General features: G+C 66.9%; 12 protein-coding genes. 9 read left to right on the top strand and 3 right to left on the bottom strand.

Features of this window, described 5'->3' with window-relative positions; translation table 11 throughout:
- Positions 1 to 12 precede the first annotated feature (12 nt).
- The 7 genes from EVS83_RS03765 (at position 13) to EVS83_RS03735 (ending at position 7633) form a co-directional block, all read left to right on the top strand.
- Positions 13 to 672, top strand: coding sequence for a DUF502 domain-containing protein (locus tag EVS83_RS03765; protein WP_133499679.1), 660 nt, complete (start codon positions 13 to 15; stop codon positions 670 to 672).
- Complete coding sequence (locus tag EVS83_RS03760; RefSeq protein WP_133499678.1) at positions 669 to 1838, top strand: PQQ-dependent sugar dehydrogenase; 1170 nt, start codon at positions 669 to 671, stop codon at positions 1836 to 1838. Before EVS83_RS03765 ends, EVS83_RS03760 begins: the two co-directional genes overlap by 4 nt.
- Complete coding sequence (locus tag EVS83_RS03755) at positions 1835 to 2629, top strand: queuosine precursor transporter (RefSeq protein ID WP_133499677.1); 795 nt, start codon at positions 1835 to 1837, stop codon at positions 2627 to 2629. Before EVS83_RS03760 ends, EVS83_RS03755 begins: the two co-directional genes overlap by 4 nt.
- A gap of 87 nt (positions 2630 to 2716) precedes the next feature.
- A complete protein-coding gene (locus EVS83_RS03750; RefSeq protein ID WP_133499676.1) occupies positions 2717 to 4531 on the top strand; it encodes a DUF885 domain-containing protein in 1815 nt (604 codons plus the stop codon).
- A 280-nt stretch (positions 4532 to 4811) separates the two neighbouring features.
- Complete coding sequence (locus tag EVS83_RS03745; RefSeq protein ID WP_133499675.1) at positions 4812 to 5063, top strand: hypothetical protein; 252 nt, start codon at positions 4812 to 4814, stop codon at positions 5061 to 5063.
- Positions 5053 to 6489: a DUF1800 domain-containing protein gene (locus EVS83_RS03740; protein WP_133499674.1), complete on the top strand. Its 1437-nt coding sequence runs from the start codon at positions 5053 to 5055 to the stop codon at positions 6487 to 6489. The genes EVS83_RS03745 and EVS83_RS03740 overlap by 11 nt, the downstream gene beginning before the upstream one ends.
- Before the next feature lies 1 nt (position 6490).
- On the top strand, positions 6491 to 7633 hold the full coding sequence (locus EVS83_RS03735; protein ID WP_133499673.1) for a DUF1501 domain-containing protein: 1143 nt from the start codon (positions 6491 to 6493) through the stop codon (positions 7631 to 7633).
- Between the two features lie 89 nt (positions 7634 to 7722).
- On the opposite strand, the gene EVS83_RS03730 is transcribed toward EVS83_RS03735, so the two are convergent.
- A complete protein-coding gene (locus tag EVS83_RS03730) occupies positions 7723 to 9024 on the bottom strand; it encodes a DEAD/DEAH box helicase (RefSeq protein WP_133499672.1) in 1302 nt (433 codons plus the stop codon).
- A 343-nt stretch (positions 9025 to 9367) separates the two neighbouring features.
- Entirely contained in the window at positions 9368 to 10390 is a 1023-nt protein-coding gene (locus tag EVS83_RS03725) for a hypothetical protein (protein ID WP_133499671.1), read from the bottom strand.
- A gap of 263 nt (positions 10391 to 10653) precedes the next feature.
- Between EVS83_RS03725 and EVS83_RS03720 the strand changes: the two genes are divergently transcribed.
- Together EVS83_RS03720 and EVS83_RS03715 are read left to right on the top strand one after the other, a co-directional pair.
- Entirely contained in the window at positions 10654 to 12732 is a 2079-nt protein-coding gene (locus EVS83_RS03720; RefSeq protein WP_133499670.1) for a M13 family metallopeptidase, read from the top strand.
- Between the two features lie 143 nt (positions 12733 to 12875).
- On the top strand, positions 12876 to 14903 hold the full coding sequence (locus EVS83_RS03715; protein WP_133499669.1) for a M13-type metalloendopeptidase: 2028 nt from the start codon (positions 12876 to 12878) through the stop codon (positions 14901 to 14903).
- Between the two features lie 51 nt (positions 14904 to 14954).
- On the opposite strand, the gene EVS83_RS03710 is transcribed toward EVS83_RS03715, so the two are convergent.
- Positions 14955 to 15626 (bottom strand): rhomboid family intramembrane serine protease, encoded by a 672-nt coding sequence (locus EVS83_RS03710; RefSeq protein WP_133499668.1) that lies wholly within the window; start codon positions 15624 to 15626, stop codon positions 14955 to 14957.
- Positions 15627 to 15686 lie beyond the last annotated feature (60 nt).

The raw sequence follows: 15686 nt of genomic DNA, 5'->3' as shown, positions 1-15686 counted from the left end.
TACAATCGCCGCATGGGCAAAACCAACCTGCAGAAGCTCTTCCTCACCGGCCTGCTCACCCTGCTGCCGATCTGGCTGACGTGGGTCGTAGTCAAGTTCGTGTTCGTGCTGCTGTCGGACATCAGCCGTCCGCTGATCGGGCCGGGATTGCAGAGCATCGCGAATGGCAGTCCGGCATGGTCGTGGGTGGCCGCGTCGTGGGTGCAGAACGGGCTTGCGCTGCTCGCGACGATCGCGGTGATCCTGCTGTCGGGAATGATGGCGCGACGCGTCGTCGGCCAGCGCCTGCTGCGCTGGTTCGAAGCGCTGATCAAGCGCATTCCGTTCGCGAACCTGATCTACGGCAGCGCGCGCCAGCTGCTCGACATCCTGCAGACGAAACCGGATGGCACACAGCGCGTGGTCCTGGTCGACTTCCCGAACGCGCACATGAAGTCGATCGGTTTCGTCACGCGCGTGCTGCGCGAACAGGGCACGGGACGCGAACTCGCCGCTGTCTACGTGCCGACGACGCCGAATCCGACCTCGGGCTACCTCGAAATCGTGCCGATCGAGAACATTACGCCGACCGACTGGACCGTCGACCAGGCGATGAGCTTCATCATCTCGGGCGGCGCGGTGTCGCCGGAATCGATTCCGTTCGCGGCGCCCGTCGCGAAGGACACGCCGTGACGCGCGCATTCGTCGCGCTACTGGCGCTGACGTTCGCATCGTCGCTCGCCGCACAACCCCGTCTCGTTCCACAGCCGATCGCGCTGGATGACGGCTCGCGCTTCACGCTGAAGGTGCCTGCCGGCTACCGGCTCGATCCCGTCGTGCAAGGCCTTCATCGCGTTCGCTTCTTCGCCCGCGATCCGATGGGGCGCGTGCTGGTCACCGACATGCACGACCTCACCGACAACCGCAAAGGCCAGCTGCTGATGCTCGGCGCGCTGGATCCGGCGTCGGCCACCCTGCCGAAGCCCACGGTGATGCTCGACGGTCTGCGCAACCCCAACAGCATCGCGTTCCACACCGACGCGAAGTCGCGCACCTGGCTCTACCTCGCACTGACGCAGGCATTGCTGCGTTATCCCTACGACGTCGCAAGCGGCCGCATCAGCGGCGCACCCGAAACCCTCGCGACGTTTCCGGACTATGGGCTTTCGTACAAGTACGGCGGCTGGCATCTCACCCGCACGGCGCTCGTCGAGAAGGACGGTACCGCGCTCGTTTCCGTCGGCAGCAGCTGCAACGCGTGCGTCGAGAAGGAAGCCGTGCGCGCGAGCATCGTCGCCATCAAACCGGATGGTACGCAGCGCACCATCGCGCGCGGCCTGCGCAATGCGGTCGGACTTGTGCGCGATGGCGATGCGCTGATCGCGACCAATCAGGGCGCGGACCATCTCGGTCTGAATCGTCCCGACGAAACGATGTATCGCATCGTCGACGGCATGGACGCGGGCTGGCCGCATTGCTACAGCGATGGCGGTCGTGTCCGCGCGGACCCGAAATTCCCGCGCTCGTCGGGCTGCAAGGGCGTCGCCGCGCCGTTCGCACATTTCCCCGCGCATTCGTCCGCGCTCGGCGTGTTGCCGATGCCAGCGCGCAACGACGACGTTCTCGCGAATCACTACATCGTCGCGCTGCACGGCTCCACGAACGAACGCATTGGCCGCGGCTACATGCTGGTGCGCGTCAGTCGCGATGGCCGGCGCGTCGAACCGCTGGTCACTGGGTTCCTCGACGGCCGCACCGTCAATGGCCGCCCGGCGGGTCTGATCGACGACGGCGTCGGCGGCCTCTACTTCAGCGACGACCGCAAGGGCGTCATCTACCACCTGCGAAAGAACCCATGAGCGCGATCGTCGACGATGGCACCCCGCATGTCCTGAACGACCGCGCCGTGCGGTTATTCATTGGCCTCGCCGCGCTGTTCTGCGTCAACACCGTGCTCGCCGAGTTCATCGGCGTGAAGATCTTCGCGCTCGAGGACACGCTCGGCGTCAAACCGTTCGAATGGCACCTGTTCGGGCAGAACGGTTCGCTCAGCTTCACCGCCGGCACGCTGCTGTGGCCGATCGTGTTCCTGATGACGGACGTCATCAACGAGTTCTACGGCCGGCGTGGCGTGCGCATCATTTCGCTGCTCGCGGCGGCGCTGATCGTCTATGGCTTTGCCTTCGCGTTCGCCGCGATCTCGCTCGCACCGGCCGGCTGGTGGGTCGGCGCGGCGAAGTCGCAAGGCGTGTCGGATTACCAGGCCGCGTTCTCGGCGGTCTTCGGCCAGGGCATGTGGACGATCGCGGGTTCGCTCGTCGCGTTCCTGCTCGGCCAGTTCATCGACGTCGCCGTATTCCATCGCATCCGCCGCGCCACGGGCCATCGCGCGATCTGGCTGCGTTCCACCGGCTCGACCGCGGTCTCGCAGCTGGTCGACAGCTTCGTCGTGCTCTACATCGCGTTCGTGCTCGGCCCGCAGCATTGGCCGATCGGCCTGTTCCTCGCGGTGAGCACGGTGAACTACGTCTACAAGATGCTCGCGGCCGTCGCGATGATCCCGCTGATCTACATCATGAAGAACGCGATGGTGCGCTACCTCGGCCACTCGCGCGCCGACGAACTGCGCCACCAGGCCGCCGCGGCCTGACGGAAGGCGACGCTGCCCATGACTTCCGACCGGCGAACGACCGGTCGGCGACCGCCATGCTCCACGGGTCCCCAGACGGAGCCCGTCATGCACCTGCGTCCCCTCACCCTCGCCGTCGCCCTCGCGTTCGGCCTCGCCGCCCTGCCCTCCATCGCCGCGCCGGCGAAGGCCACGCCCGTCAAGGCGGCCGTCAACCAGTCGAAGGGCCAGAAGCTGACGGCGATGTACGAGCAGTACTGGGAAGAGCTGCTCAAGCTCAACCCGCTTCAGGCCACCTTCCAGGGTGACCCGCGCTACAACGACCAGATGCCGAACTTCCTCGCGGCCGACTACCGCAAGAAGTCGCACGACTTCACGGTGAAGTGGCTCGACGCGGTGCAGAAGGTCGGCAGCGACGGCCTCACCGGCCAGGACCTGCTGAGCTACGAAATCTTCGTCGACGGCGCCAAGCGCCAGCTCGAGGGCGAACAGTTCCCCGACTGGATGATGCCGATCAACCAGATGGGCAGCATCGCGAGCTATGCGGCGATGTTCGGCTCCGGCACCGGTCCGCAGCCGTTCAAGACGGTCAAGGACTACGACAACTGGCTCAAGCGCGCCGACAAGATCCCGACGATCTTCGACACCGCCGTCTCGAACATGCGCGAAGGCATGAAGGCCGGAGTCGTGCAGCCGCGCGTGCTGATGGTCAAGGTGGTGCCGCAGCTCGACGCGCTGATCAATGACGACCCGACCAAGACGCTGTTCTGGGGCCCGATCCAGAACATGCCGAAGGATTTCTCCGCGGCCGATCGCGAACGCCTCACCAAGGCGTACCGCACGATGATCACCGCGCAGATGATGCCGGCCTACAAGCGCCTGCGTGCATTCATCAACGACGAGTACATGCCGAAGACGCGCGAGACCGTCGGCCTCGATGCGCTGCCGAACGGCCAGGCCTGGTACGCGTACAACGTGCGCAACAGCACGACGACGAGCCGCACGCCCGCCGAGATCCACCAGCTCGGCCTCGATGAAGTCGCGCGCATCCACGGCGAAATGCAGAAGGTGATGCAGCAGGTCGGCTTCAAGGGTTCGCTGCAGGACTTCTTCCAGTTCATGCGCACCGACCCGCAGTTCAACTTCAAGACCGAAGACGAACTGCTGACCTACTACCGCAACCTCGAGAAGTCGGTGAACGCCGGCATCCCGAAGCAGTTCTCGCTGGTGCCGAAGTCGCCGTTCGAGATCCGCCCGGTCGAGCCGTTCCGCGCGAAGTCGGCGGCGGGTGGTGAATACCAGAGCGCGAGCGAGGACGGCACGCGCCCGGGCATCTTCTACGTCAATACCTACGACCTGCCGTCGCGCAAGAAGTGGGATGCCGAAGATCTCTACCTGCACGAGGCGATCCCGGGCCACCACTTCCAGATTTCGCTGCAGCAGGAAATGGGGACGATGCCGAAGTTCCGCCGCTTCGGCGGCGAGACCGCGTTCGCGGAGGGCTGGGGCCTGTATGCGGAATCGCTCGGCAAGGACCTCGGCGTCTACCAGGACCCGTACTCGTACTTCGGTTACCTGCAGAACGAGCTGTGGCGCGCGATCCGCCTCGTCACCGACACCGGCCTGCACAGCAAGGGCTGGAGCCGCGACCAGGTCATCAAGTACATGCTCGACAACTCGGCCGAGAGCGAAACGCAGGCGACCGCCGAGGCCGAGCGCTACATCGCGTGGCCGAGCCAGGCGCTCGCGTACAAGTCGGGCGAGCTGAAGATCAAGGAGCTGCGCGCGCGTGCGCAGCAGGCGCTGGGACCGAAGTTCGACATCCGCGAGTTCCACGCCGAAGTGCTGAGGGACGGCGCGGTGCCGCTGGACGTGCTCGACGCCAAGATCAACCGCTGGATCGAGGCCAAGAAGGCGTCCTGATCGCCCCTGCCGCTTCACCCGGACGGGCCGCGAAAGCGGCCCGTTCCGTTTGACGGCGCGGATCCGGCAACCGTCCGCACGCCGGACTCGACCGTGCATCGGTCCGGGTCGCCCGTAGGCATGCGCTGCGCGTTGGCGGTCGGGATCATCGGACTGCCGCCATGGACCGTCGCCCTTCCCGCGCCGTCATGCACCCCTCGCGCCTTGCCGCACGGGCCGGGCGCGCGCGCTGCAGTCGACCCGACACCCCGCAGCACCGCACACACAGGACGACCCCCCGATGACGCAGGATGCGCACCGACCGAACGCCGCCTTCCGCGACGCCATGGCGCTGGCTGCGGGCGTCGCATTCGGCGTCGCCCTGCTCGCCCTCGCCTTCCTCGTCGCATCGCGCCCCATCGCGCCGACGCGGCCGCTGGACGCCTGCGAAACCACGCAGAAGAACGCACCGCTGACGCGCGCCTGCGCCAAGCCGGTCAACCGCGACCTTCCCGGGGCGTTATCCCCGGGGAGGCCGCCGCATGACCGATGACCTGAAACTCGCCAGCGCGTTGAACCGATTCGGCCTGGGCGCCCGCCCGGGCGATCCGGATCGCCGCGACGATCCGCATACGCTGCTGACGCGGCAGATGACCGGCGATGCCGGCACATCCGCGTTCGCATCGCTGCCGAGCAGTGCCGAGTACGTGCATCGCGAAGCCGCCCTGCTCGCAAGCCTTCGACAGGCCAAGCGACAGCGCGACGACGATGCGATGCTCCGTGTTCGCGACGACATGTCGATGCAAGGCGACGCGTCCATGTCGCCCAGGCGCATGCGCAGGGGCGGCGGCCGCGGGGACTTGCGCGCGGCCGTTCGCGACGAACTCGATGCACGCTATGGCCACGCGGTGACCACGCCCGACGGATTCGCCGAGCGGCTCGTACGCTTCTGGTCGAACCATTTCGCCGTCTCGCTCGACAAGCGCCCCGCCCTGCTCTACGCAGCGCCGATGGAGCGCGAGGCGATCCGCGCCAACCTCTTCGGCCGCTTCGACGCTCTGCTTGTCGCCGTCGAATCGCATCCGGCGATGCTGCGTTATCTCGACAACGTGCGTTCGGTCGGCGACGACTCGCGAATCGCACGTCGCGTCGCGGGCAAGCGTCAGCTCGGTCTCAACGAGAACCTCGCGCGCGAAATCCTCGAACTGCACACGCTGGGCGTCGACGGCGGCTACACGCAAGGCGACGTCACCGAACTCGCGCGTGCGATCACCGGCTGGAGCACGCCCGCGCCGCGCGAGAGCATCGACGCCGTGCCACCCGCCGCGTTCGTGTTCCGGCCGAACGCACACGAAGGCGGCGCGCGTCGCGTGCTCGGACGTACGTATGCGGACGCAGGCGTGCAGCAGGGCCACGCGATCCTTCGCGATCTCGCCGTGCATCCGTCCACCGCCCGCCACGTCTCGACCAAGCTCGCACGGCATTTCATCGCGGACGAGCCACCACGCGCGGTCGTCGACCGCATGGCGCAGGCGTGGACGCGCAACGGCGGCACGCTGGCCGACGTCTATCGCGCCCTGATCGACAGCCCCGAAGCGTGGGCGCGGACCGCGCGCAAGTTCCGGACGCCCGACGACTTCCTCATCGCCGCGTTGCGTGCGATGGATGCGTCGCAACCGATCGCTCGCCTGCAGCCCGTGCTGGCGCAGCTCGGCGAGCCCGCGTTCACGCCACGGTCGCCGGCGGGATTTCCCGACGCGACATCGGCATGGAACGGTGGCGACGCACTGTTCAAGCGCATCCAGGCTGCGCAGCGCCTCGCGTCGCTGACCGCATCGCCCGATCCGCTCGCGACGGCGCGTATCGCGCTCGGCCCGCACCTCGACGACGCCACCGCGACGACGCTGCGTCGCGCCGAATCCGCCCGTTCGGGCCTCGCGCTGCTGTTCGCGAGCCCCGCGTTCCAGTGGAGAACCTGACATGGACGCGAGCCGACGCCGCTTCCTCGCACTCGCCGGCGCCAGCGCATCACTCGCGCTGTGGCCACGGCTCCCGACGTTCGCCGGCGCACTGCGCGGCAACGACGACGCGCGCTTCGTCGTCGTGCTGCTGCGCGGTGGACTCGACGCGCTGCACGCGCTTCCGCCGCTCGACGACCCGGATTACGTGCGACTGCGGCGCGATCTCGCCGTCGTCGACGCGCTTCCGCTGAGCGGCGGCTTCGGCCTGCATCCTTCGCTCGCATTCGCGTCGCAGCTCTATGCATCGCGGCAGCTGCTACCCATCGTCGCCATCGCGCCGCCGTATCGCGGGCGTTCGCACTTCGAGGCGCAGGACAACGTCGAAAGCGGCGGCGATGCCAGCGCGCATCTGCAGACCGGCTGGCTGAGCCGCACGAGTGCGGCGATGACAGGCACGGATGCATTGGCGGTCGCGAGCGTCGCGCCGCTGTCCGCGCGCGGGCCGGGCCACGTGCGCACGTGGTCGCCTCCCTTCGCGGACGACGTCGATCCGATGATGCTCGAGCGGCTGAAGGCGCTGTACTCGAACGATCGCGAGCTCGCACCGGTATTCGCCGACGCTATGCAACGCAGCAGCGACATGGGTGCGTCCGGCGCGATGCGACTGCCGCAGGCGATGCAATCCGCTGCAACCTTCATGCGTGCGCCGGACGGCCCGCGAATCGCGTTCGTCGAAGACACGGGTTGGGACAGCCACGGCGGCCAGGCGTATCAGCTCAAGCGGAAGCTCGGCGAACTCGACGCCGGCCTTCGTGCCTTCCACGACGCCGCGCAACCGATCTGGTCGAAGACGGTCATCGCGATCGTCACCGAGTTCGGCCGCACCGCCGCGGCGAACGGCACGGGCGGCACCGATCACGGCACGGGCGGCGTCGCGTTTCTCGCTGGCGGGGCGGTGCGCGGTGGACGCATCGCAGGCGATTGGCCCGGGCTGTCACCGTCCGCGCTGTTCGAAGGCCGCGACCTGCACGCCACCACTGACCTGCGTTCGCTGTTCAAAGGCGTGCTCGCCAACCATCTCGGGATAGCGCGCGGCACGCTGGACACGAGCGTGTTCCCCGACAGTGCGAACGCGCGCCCGCTGACCGGCCTCGTCGGCTGATCGACCGCGCAAACGAAAACGCCGCCGGCATCAGCCGACGGCGTTTCGCACATCACATCGTCGCAATTACGCGACGACGCTCGATCAACTCAGCGCGATCCGTTCGAACGGCGCGAACCTGCGCTGCTGCGACCCTTCGGCGACTGCGCATGCGCATGGCGCGCAGCGGGCTTGCCGTGCGGACGATGCGCCGGACGCGGCGTGCGCTGCGCCTGCACCGGCTTCATGTCCATGCGCAGCGGACGCGTCGGCACGAAGCCTTCGACCGTTTCCTGCTGCACGTTCTGGCCGAGCATCTTCTGCACCTGCGCCAGCAGGCCGCCTTCGTCGACGCCCACGAGCGAGATCGCCTCGCCGGTCGCGCCGTTGCGACCCGTGCGGCCGATGCGGTGCACGTAGTCCTCGGCGACCATCGGCAGGTCGAAGTTGATGACCAGCGGCAGGTCCGGAATATCGAGACCGCGCGCGGCGACGTCGGTCGCGACCAGCACGCGTGCGCGGCCGGCCTTGAATGCGTCGAGCGCCTTCTGACGCTGGCCCTGGCTCTTGTTGCCGTGGATGGCGACGGCCTTCAGGCCCGCGTCTTCCAGCTGCTCGGCGAGGCGATTGCAGCCGTGCTTGGTGCGACCGAACACGAGCACGCGATCCTGGAAGCGGGTGGCGAGCAGATGGACCAGCAGGTCCTTCTTGCGGCTGCCGTCGACCGGATGCGCGATGTGCTTGATCGTCGACGCGACGGTGTTGCGCGCCGCGACTTCGACTTCGACCGGGTTACGCATGAAGTCCATCGCGAGGCCGCGGATGCGCGGCTCGAACGTCGCCGAGAACAGCAGCGTCTGGCGGGACTTCGGCACGCCGTTGACGATGCGCTTGATCGCCGGCATGAAACCCATGTCGAGCATGCGATCGGCTTCGTCGAGCACGAGGATCCCGATCGAATCGAGCTTGGCGGTGCCGCGCTCGAGGTGGTCGATCAGTCGGCCGGGCGTGGCGACCATGATGTCGACGCCACGACGCAGGACGTCCATCTGCGGGCCCATGCCGACGCCGCCGAAGATCATGCAGGTATGCAGCTGCAGGTGGCGGGCGTACGAACGCAGGCTCTCGTTGACCTGCACCGCGAGCTCGCGGGTCGGCACGAGGATCAGCGCGCGCGGACGGCGCGGGCCTTGCGCGGCCGTGGTCTTGGACAGGCGGGCCAGCAGCGGCAGCGCGAATGCGCCGGTCTTGCCGGTGCCGGTCTGCGCCGCGCCGAGGACATCGCGGCCGGCGAGAACCGCCGGGATCGCGGCCTGCTGGATCGGCGTCGGGGTGTTGTAGTTGAGGACGGCGAGCGCGCGCAGCACGGCGGGCGGCAGGCCGAGCGCCTCGAAGGTCGAGGGTTCAGTCATGGTGATGCTCCAATGGAAATACGCCGCGGAATGACCGCGGGTCCACTCGGAGCTTTCCTACCGCGCTGCGAGCAAAGGGGTGACGCGCCGGAAAAGAGCCGGCGCGTGTCGGCGTCGAGAATGCGTGCGGATGACGTCGCAATGCCGCGAACTGCGGCACGGCCAGAGGGCCTGCGAGAACCTGGAAAACGCGCCCGTTAGGGCGATAGCACGAGCGCTAACATGGTCTAGTCTACCACCTGATGAGCCATCGCGCTTGCGGAAGCAAAGCGCCAACGCGCCGGGGCGCGTTGGCGTCGACTTCCTGCGGCGGAAGGGCGCACGCCCGTTCGCCGGTGGCGGGTCAGCGGCCGGGCACTCGGCAGCAGGTACGCGACGCGCGGAGTTCCGCTGCGCTAGCGCTGTTGTTTTTTGCCGAACACGTCCCGCCGTGGCTGAACACGATAGGCATGTCCCAACTGCCGGTCTCACAGTTCGTGGCCGTCATCGTGTACCCCGTCGCGCACGCCGGCGCATTTACATTCGACGTGCCGCCGGCGGCGACGCTCACGATCGTATTAGCCGTGTCGACGCAACTCAGCGCGGTCGCCGGCGATTGGATGTAATACCCGACGACGTCACCGACGACGTGCGTGCCCGCGAGCGAGTAGATGGTCATTTCGTTAGCGGAGGACCCTTGGTCTAGCCGCACGATAGCGAAATTTCCGCGGATGTCGCCGGCCACGTAGTTCACAGTCGCTGCGTTGGGCCGTGTCGCAAGGTATGGATACGCGGTGATGTAGCCGGCCGCGCCCGGTGTTACCACCGTTAGGTTGATCGCAACCGCGGCGAACGAACCTGCCGCACCGAGGCCGTTGCAGTTCGACGCCTCACCTCCTTGGAACGAGTAGTCCGAAACGGCCGTAACGTCGAAGTCTCGCGTTCCGTTGGCGGCAATCGGACCGCCGGCCACACGGGTATCGAGGATACGGCAGGGCGTGATCGGGATGAATGTCAGATCCTGCGCAGCATCGCCAAGCAACTGCCCGGTGGACTTTGTCAAGCCCGTTTGTGTCGCTGTGCTCAACCCGGTTCGGCTGCCTTTAACGATCGGCACCAGAGCACTGGACATCGCGCCGAACGTCTTGCTCTCCGCAGCCGCTTGGAGCGAAGCCAAAGGTGCCTTGGCGAATGTGGACTCCATGCTCTTCGCCCACTTCGCAACCGGCTGGCCGTACGTTTTCTCGATGTATGGACCCCACTGACTCACGATCGAATAGACCGCCTGCCCACGCGGCCCATACTTAGACGCGCCGTCAGCAGCGGATGCGTTCAGGGCGAGCACCGAAAGCCCGGCGGTCGCAAGGAGTTTTGTGACAGTTTTCACTAAGCACCTCATCGATTTGTGACACGGGCCCTTTACAGGCGGCGAATGACGCCAACGCACTGTAGACGAACAGGAGTTTTCGTTAAACGGGATTTCACACCGTCCGTCCAGATTGTCGTTGTTACGTTTTTGTTAAACGCGACATGTGACGTCCGGCACCCTCCCTAGTGGCATGTCAGCCGCTAACGTCCGGCCGGCATGCCTTTTGGCGTGTCGCCCGTGCCTGCGCGCGGGTCGACCCTGTCCCGGCTCCGGAGCCCGACGTGACCTTCAAGACCCGCACCCTTCCCCTCGCCCTCGCCGTGACGGCCGCGCTCGCCGGCGTCGTTGCCTACGCCGCCCCTGCCAGGAAGGCGTCGGGCGATCTCACCATCGACACCGCCAAGCTGCCGCCGGTCAACCGCTTCGTGAAGACCGACCTCGATCCGTCGAAGGATCCGTGCAAGGACTTCGGCGGTTACGTCAACGGCAAGTGGCTGGCGTCGCATCCGATTCCGTCCGACCGCACCTCGTGGGGCGCGTTCGAGATGCTCGACGAGCGCAGCAACGCCGTGCAGCGCCAGATCGCCGAAAAGGTCGCCGCGAAGCAGAACAACACCGGCGTCGAGAAGATCGTCGGCGACTTCTGGGCGACGGGCATGGACACCAAAACGATCAACGCACAGGGCATCGCGCCGCTGAAGGGCCACCTCGCCGCGATCGACAAGCTGTCGAACAAGGGCGAGATCGCCGACTACCTGCGCACGTCCGCGTCGAAGGGCGAGAACGTCCTGTTCGGGTTCGGCTCGACGCCGGACTACAAGAATTCTTCGGTCAACATCGGCGTCGCGTTCCAGGGCGGCCTGGGCCTGCCGGATACGACGTTCTATACCGACGCCTCGAAGGCCAAGGTGCTGCAGGCGTACGAAGCGCACGTCGCCAAGGTGCTGACGCTTTCGGGCGTGTCGGCCGCCGATGCCGCCAAGCAGGCGAAGGATGTCGTGGCGTTCGAAACGCGCCTCGCCAAGGCGTCGAAGTCGCGCGCGGAGCTGTCGCGTGACGCGGAGCTGTTCTATCACCCGGTGAGCCCGGCCGAAGCCGACAAGCTGACGCCGAACTTCCCGTGGACGACGTTCTTCAAGTCGCAGGGCCTCGACGTGCCGGCGATGTTCTCGCTCGCCATTCCGTCGTTCCATGAGGAAGTGAGCAAGATGCTCGGAGACGTGCCGGCCGCGACGTGGCGCAGCTACCTGCGCTTCCACACCGTCGACGAAGCGTCGCCGTATCTGTCGGACGCGTTCGTCAACGAGAACTTCGACTTCTACAACAAGACGCTGCGCGGCCAGAAGGCGATCAAAGAGCGTGGCAAGCGCGTGCTCGGCGCACTGAACGGCGCAGCCGGCGAAGCGATGGGCCAGCTCTACGTCAAGACGGCGTTCTCGGCCGATTCGAAGGCGCGCATGGAGCAGCTCGTGCAGAACCTGCGCGACGCGCAGAAGGCGCGCATCGAGAACCTCGAGTGGATGACGCCGGAAACCAAGCAGAAGGCGCTCGCCAAGTGGGCCGCGTTCACGCCGAAGATCGGCTACCCGGACAAGTGGCGTGACTGGTCGGGCCTGCGCACGTCGCGCGACAGCTACATCGGCAACGCGCTGGCCGCGAACGAGTTCAACTACAAGTGGGACATCTCGAAGATCGGCAAGCCGGTCGATCGCACCGAATGGGGCATGAGCCCGCAGACGGTCAACGCGTACTACAACCCGTCGATGAACGAGATCGTCTTCCCGGCCGCGATCCTGCAGCCGCCATTCTTCGACCCGAAGGCCCCGGATGAAATGAACTACGGCGGCATCGGCGCGGTGATCGGCCACGAGATGACGCACGGTTACGACGACCAGGGCAGCCGTTTCGGGCCGACCGGCAACTTCGAGAACTGGTGGACCGATGCCGACTCGAAGGGCTTCGCGTCGCGCACCGACAAGCTCGTCAACCAGTTCAACGGTTATGAAGCGGCGCCGGGCCTGAAGGTCGACGGCAAGCACACGCTCGGCGAGAACATCGCGGACCTCGGCGGCCTCAACACCGCCTACGACGCGATGAAGAAGGCGACCGCGGGCAAGCCGGACACCGTCAAGGACGGCCTGACGCGCGACCAGCGCTTCTTCACCAACTTCGCGACCGTGTGGCGCCGCAACTTCACGCCGGACGAGCTGAAGCTGCGCATCACCACCGACGAGCACGCACCGGCGAACTTCCGTGCGATCGGTGCGCCGTCGAACATGCCGGCGTTCGCGAACGCGTTCCAGTGCAAGGCCGGCAGCCCGATGGTGCGCGGTGGCGACCAGCAGGTCGTGATCTGGTAATCCGTCGTAGCACGTGACATGCGAAAGGCCCGGGGCGACCCGGGCCTTTCCTTTTTCGCGATCGTTCGCGACGTGACGAAATCGTTCATTGGCATCGCGACGCCGTTGCTAGACTCCTGCCGGTTTCCCCATGGACGCCCGCAATGACCGCACGCCCGATCGTCGCCGCACTGGCCGTTGCCCTGTTCGCCTTGACGTCCGCACCGAACGTCGACGCCGCGACGAAGAAGAAGGCGAGCACGTCCTCGTCGCGCAGCACCAAGTCGGCCGCGCCGACCGCCTGCACCGATTTCTACAGCTACGCGAATTCCACGTGGCTGGCGTCGAATCCCGCCACGCCGGGCGTCGCCTCAATCTCCGCGCTCGACCAGCTGCGCCAGCGCGCGTACCAGCAGCAGGTCGACCTGCTCAACGGTGCGATGACCGCGCCGTCGAACGACGTGCAGAAACTGCTCGGCGACTTCTGGGCGAGCGGCATCGACGAACCGGCTGTCGAACGCGACGGCGCCAATCCGATCGCGCCGCTGTTCAGCCGCATCAACGCGATCAAGAAGGCCAAGGACATTCCGGCCGCGATCGCCGCGCTCCACCAGGTTGGCATCCCGGTGGCGTTCAACTTCAGCGCCGACGTCGACCTCGCCGACACCAGCCGCCACATCGGCTACTTCACCGGCGGCGGCATCGGCCTGCAGGATCCCGCGTTCTACTCGCGCACCGACGCCGAAACGCGCGACGTGATGGAGCGGTACAAGACCTACGTGCAGAAGATCCTGCTGTTGACTGGATCGACGCAGGCGCAGGTGCCGCAGGACCTCGGCTACGTCATGGATTTGGAAACGCGCATCGCCGCCGCGGAACGCCCGCTCGCGGCGCAGCGCGACCCGCGTGCGAACTATGCCGCGGTGCCCACGGCCGGACTTGCAAAGACCTACCCGCGACTCCAGCTCGCCGACTTCCTGAAGGCGCAGGGCGTCACCGACGATCAGGTGTCGATGGCGAACCCGGAGTTGTTCACCACGCTCGACAGCCTTATCGCCGGCGTCCCCGTCGACGAATGGAAGACGTTCCTGCGTTGGCGCGTCGGCGACGCGATGGCGCCCTACCTCGCCAAGTCGTGGCGCGATGCGAACTTCGATTTCCGCGGTCGCATCCTTGGCGGCCAGTCCGCTCCGCTGCCGCGTCAGCAGCAAGTGCTCGACGCGATCAACCTCGCCGCCGGTCCGATGCTCGGCCGCGAATACGTCGCGCGCTATCTGCCCGCGGCATCGCGCACGCAGGCGGAACAGATCGCGACACAGGTGCGTGACGCGCTGTCGGCGATGGTCGATCGCGACACGCGCCTGGGCGCCGGCGCGAAGACGGAGGCGAAAGCCAAGCTCGCCGCGCTCAAGGTCGAAGTCGGCGCGCCGCGTCGCGACCTCGACTACACGGTGCAGCCGATGGGCCGTGGCAGCTTCGGCAGCAACATGCTGATCGCGTCGACCTGGCGTCATCGCGAGGAGATGCGCCGCATCGGACGCGGCAATGCCGATCGCCGCTGGGACGTGCTGCCGCAGCAGCCCGCGCTCACCTACGACGTCCCGCAGAACCGCCTGATCGTCACCGCCGCGATGCTGCAGCCGCCGGTGTTCGACGCCACGCAGCCCGCCGCGTCGCTGTACGGCGGTTACGGCGCGCTGGTCGGCCATGAGCTGAGCCACGCGATCGACGCGCAGGGCCGGCTCATTGACTCGAAGGGCCAGGGCCGCGACTGGTGGACGCCGACGGAGACCGCCGCATGGTCGTCGCTCGGCAACAGCATTGCCACGCAGGCGAATGCCCTCGCGTATCCGCAGCTGACGGGCGTCAAGCTCAACGGCACGCTGGTGCGCGATCAGCTCATCGCCGACCAAGCGGGCGTCGAACTCGCGCAGGCGGCGCTGCAGGCGGCGCAGCCGGGCGCGTCGAAGGACGCGATGCAGGCGTTCTACACCGGCTGGGCGCACCTGTGGCCCGAGCAGGTATCCGTCGACGAAGCCACTGCGCGCGCCGGCTCGAGCGCGTATCCGCCGGGCCGCTGGCGCACCAACCTCCCGCTCATGAACCAGCCTGCGTTCGGCACCACGTTCGCGTGCAAGGCGGGCAACGCGATGATGCCGAAGGCGGAGCAGCAGATTCGTCTCTGGCCCTGAGGCTTACGAGAACACGGTAAATGGAAACGCCCGCGATCGCGGGCGATTTCGTTAGTGCACTGCGCGGATGTGCGGTGGCCGCGGACGCTTGCCACGCGACGGCGGGCGCCGACGCCAGTACCGGATGAGCAGCCACCCGAAGAGCATGCCGCCGAGGTGCGCGAAGTGCGCGACGCCCGGCATCGTGCCCGTGATCCCCATGAGCAGTTCGAGCACGCCGTACACGATGACCAGCGTGCGCGCCTTCATCGGTACCGGCGGGATCAGCAGCATCACGCGCTGATGCGGGAACAGCATGCCGTACGCGAGCAGCAGGCCGAAGACGGCACCGGACGCGCCCACCGTTGGATAGGCGTCGCCACCCATCGCCATCGTTCCGTAGCCAACCGCCAGCTGGAAGAGCGCAGCACCGACGACGCACGTGAGGTAGTAGCCGAGGTAACGGCGCGTGCCCCAAACATGCTCGACCTGCGAACCGAACATCACCAGCGCGAGCATGTTGAAGAACAAATGCTGGATGCTGGCGTGCATGAACCCGTAGCTCAGCAGCTGCCACGGCATAAACGGCGGCGCGCCGTAGAGGTCGCCGGAGCCGATCGGCCACAGCTGCATCATGTCCAGCACGTCACCGAACGCGGATTCGCCCGCCACCCACTGCAGCAGGAACACAACGACGTTGACGATCAGCAGGGCCCGCGTGACGGGCGGGATTTTCGAAAACATCGCGGCTCCTCGGGAGCCGTCATGGTACCTGCTGCACCACGGTAACGGTCGTCACGGCCG

Source organism: Cognatilysobacter terrigena (assembly GCF_004361065.1).
In the GTDB taxonomy this organism is placed as follows: Bacteria; Pseudomonadota; Gammaproteobacteria; order Xanthomonadales; family Xanthomonadaceae; genus Cognatilysobacter; species Cognatilysobacter terrigena.
The sequence above is the reverse complement of the archived record's forward strand: the minus strand, read 5'-3'. Positions and strand labels throughout refer to the sequence as shown.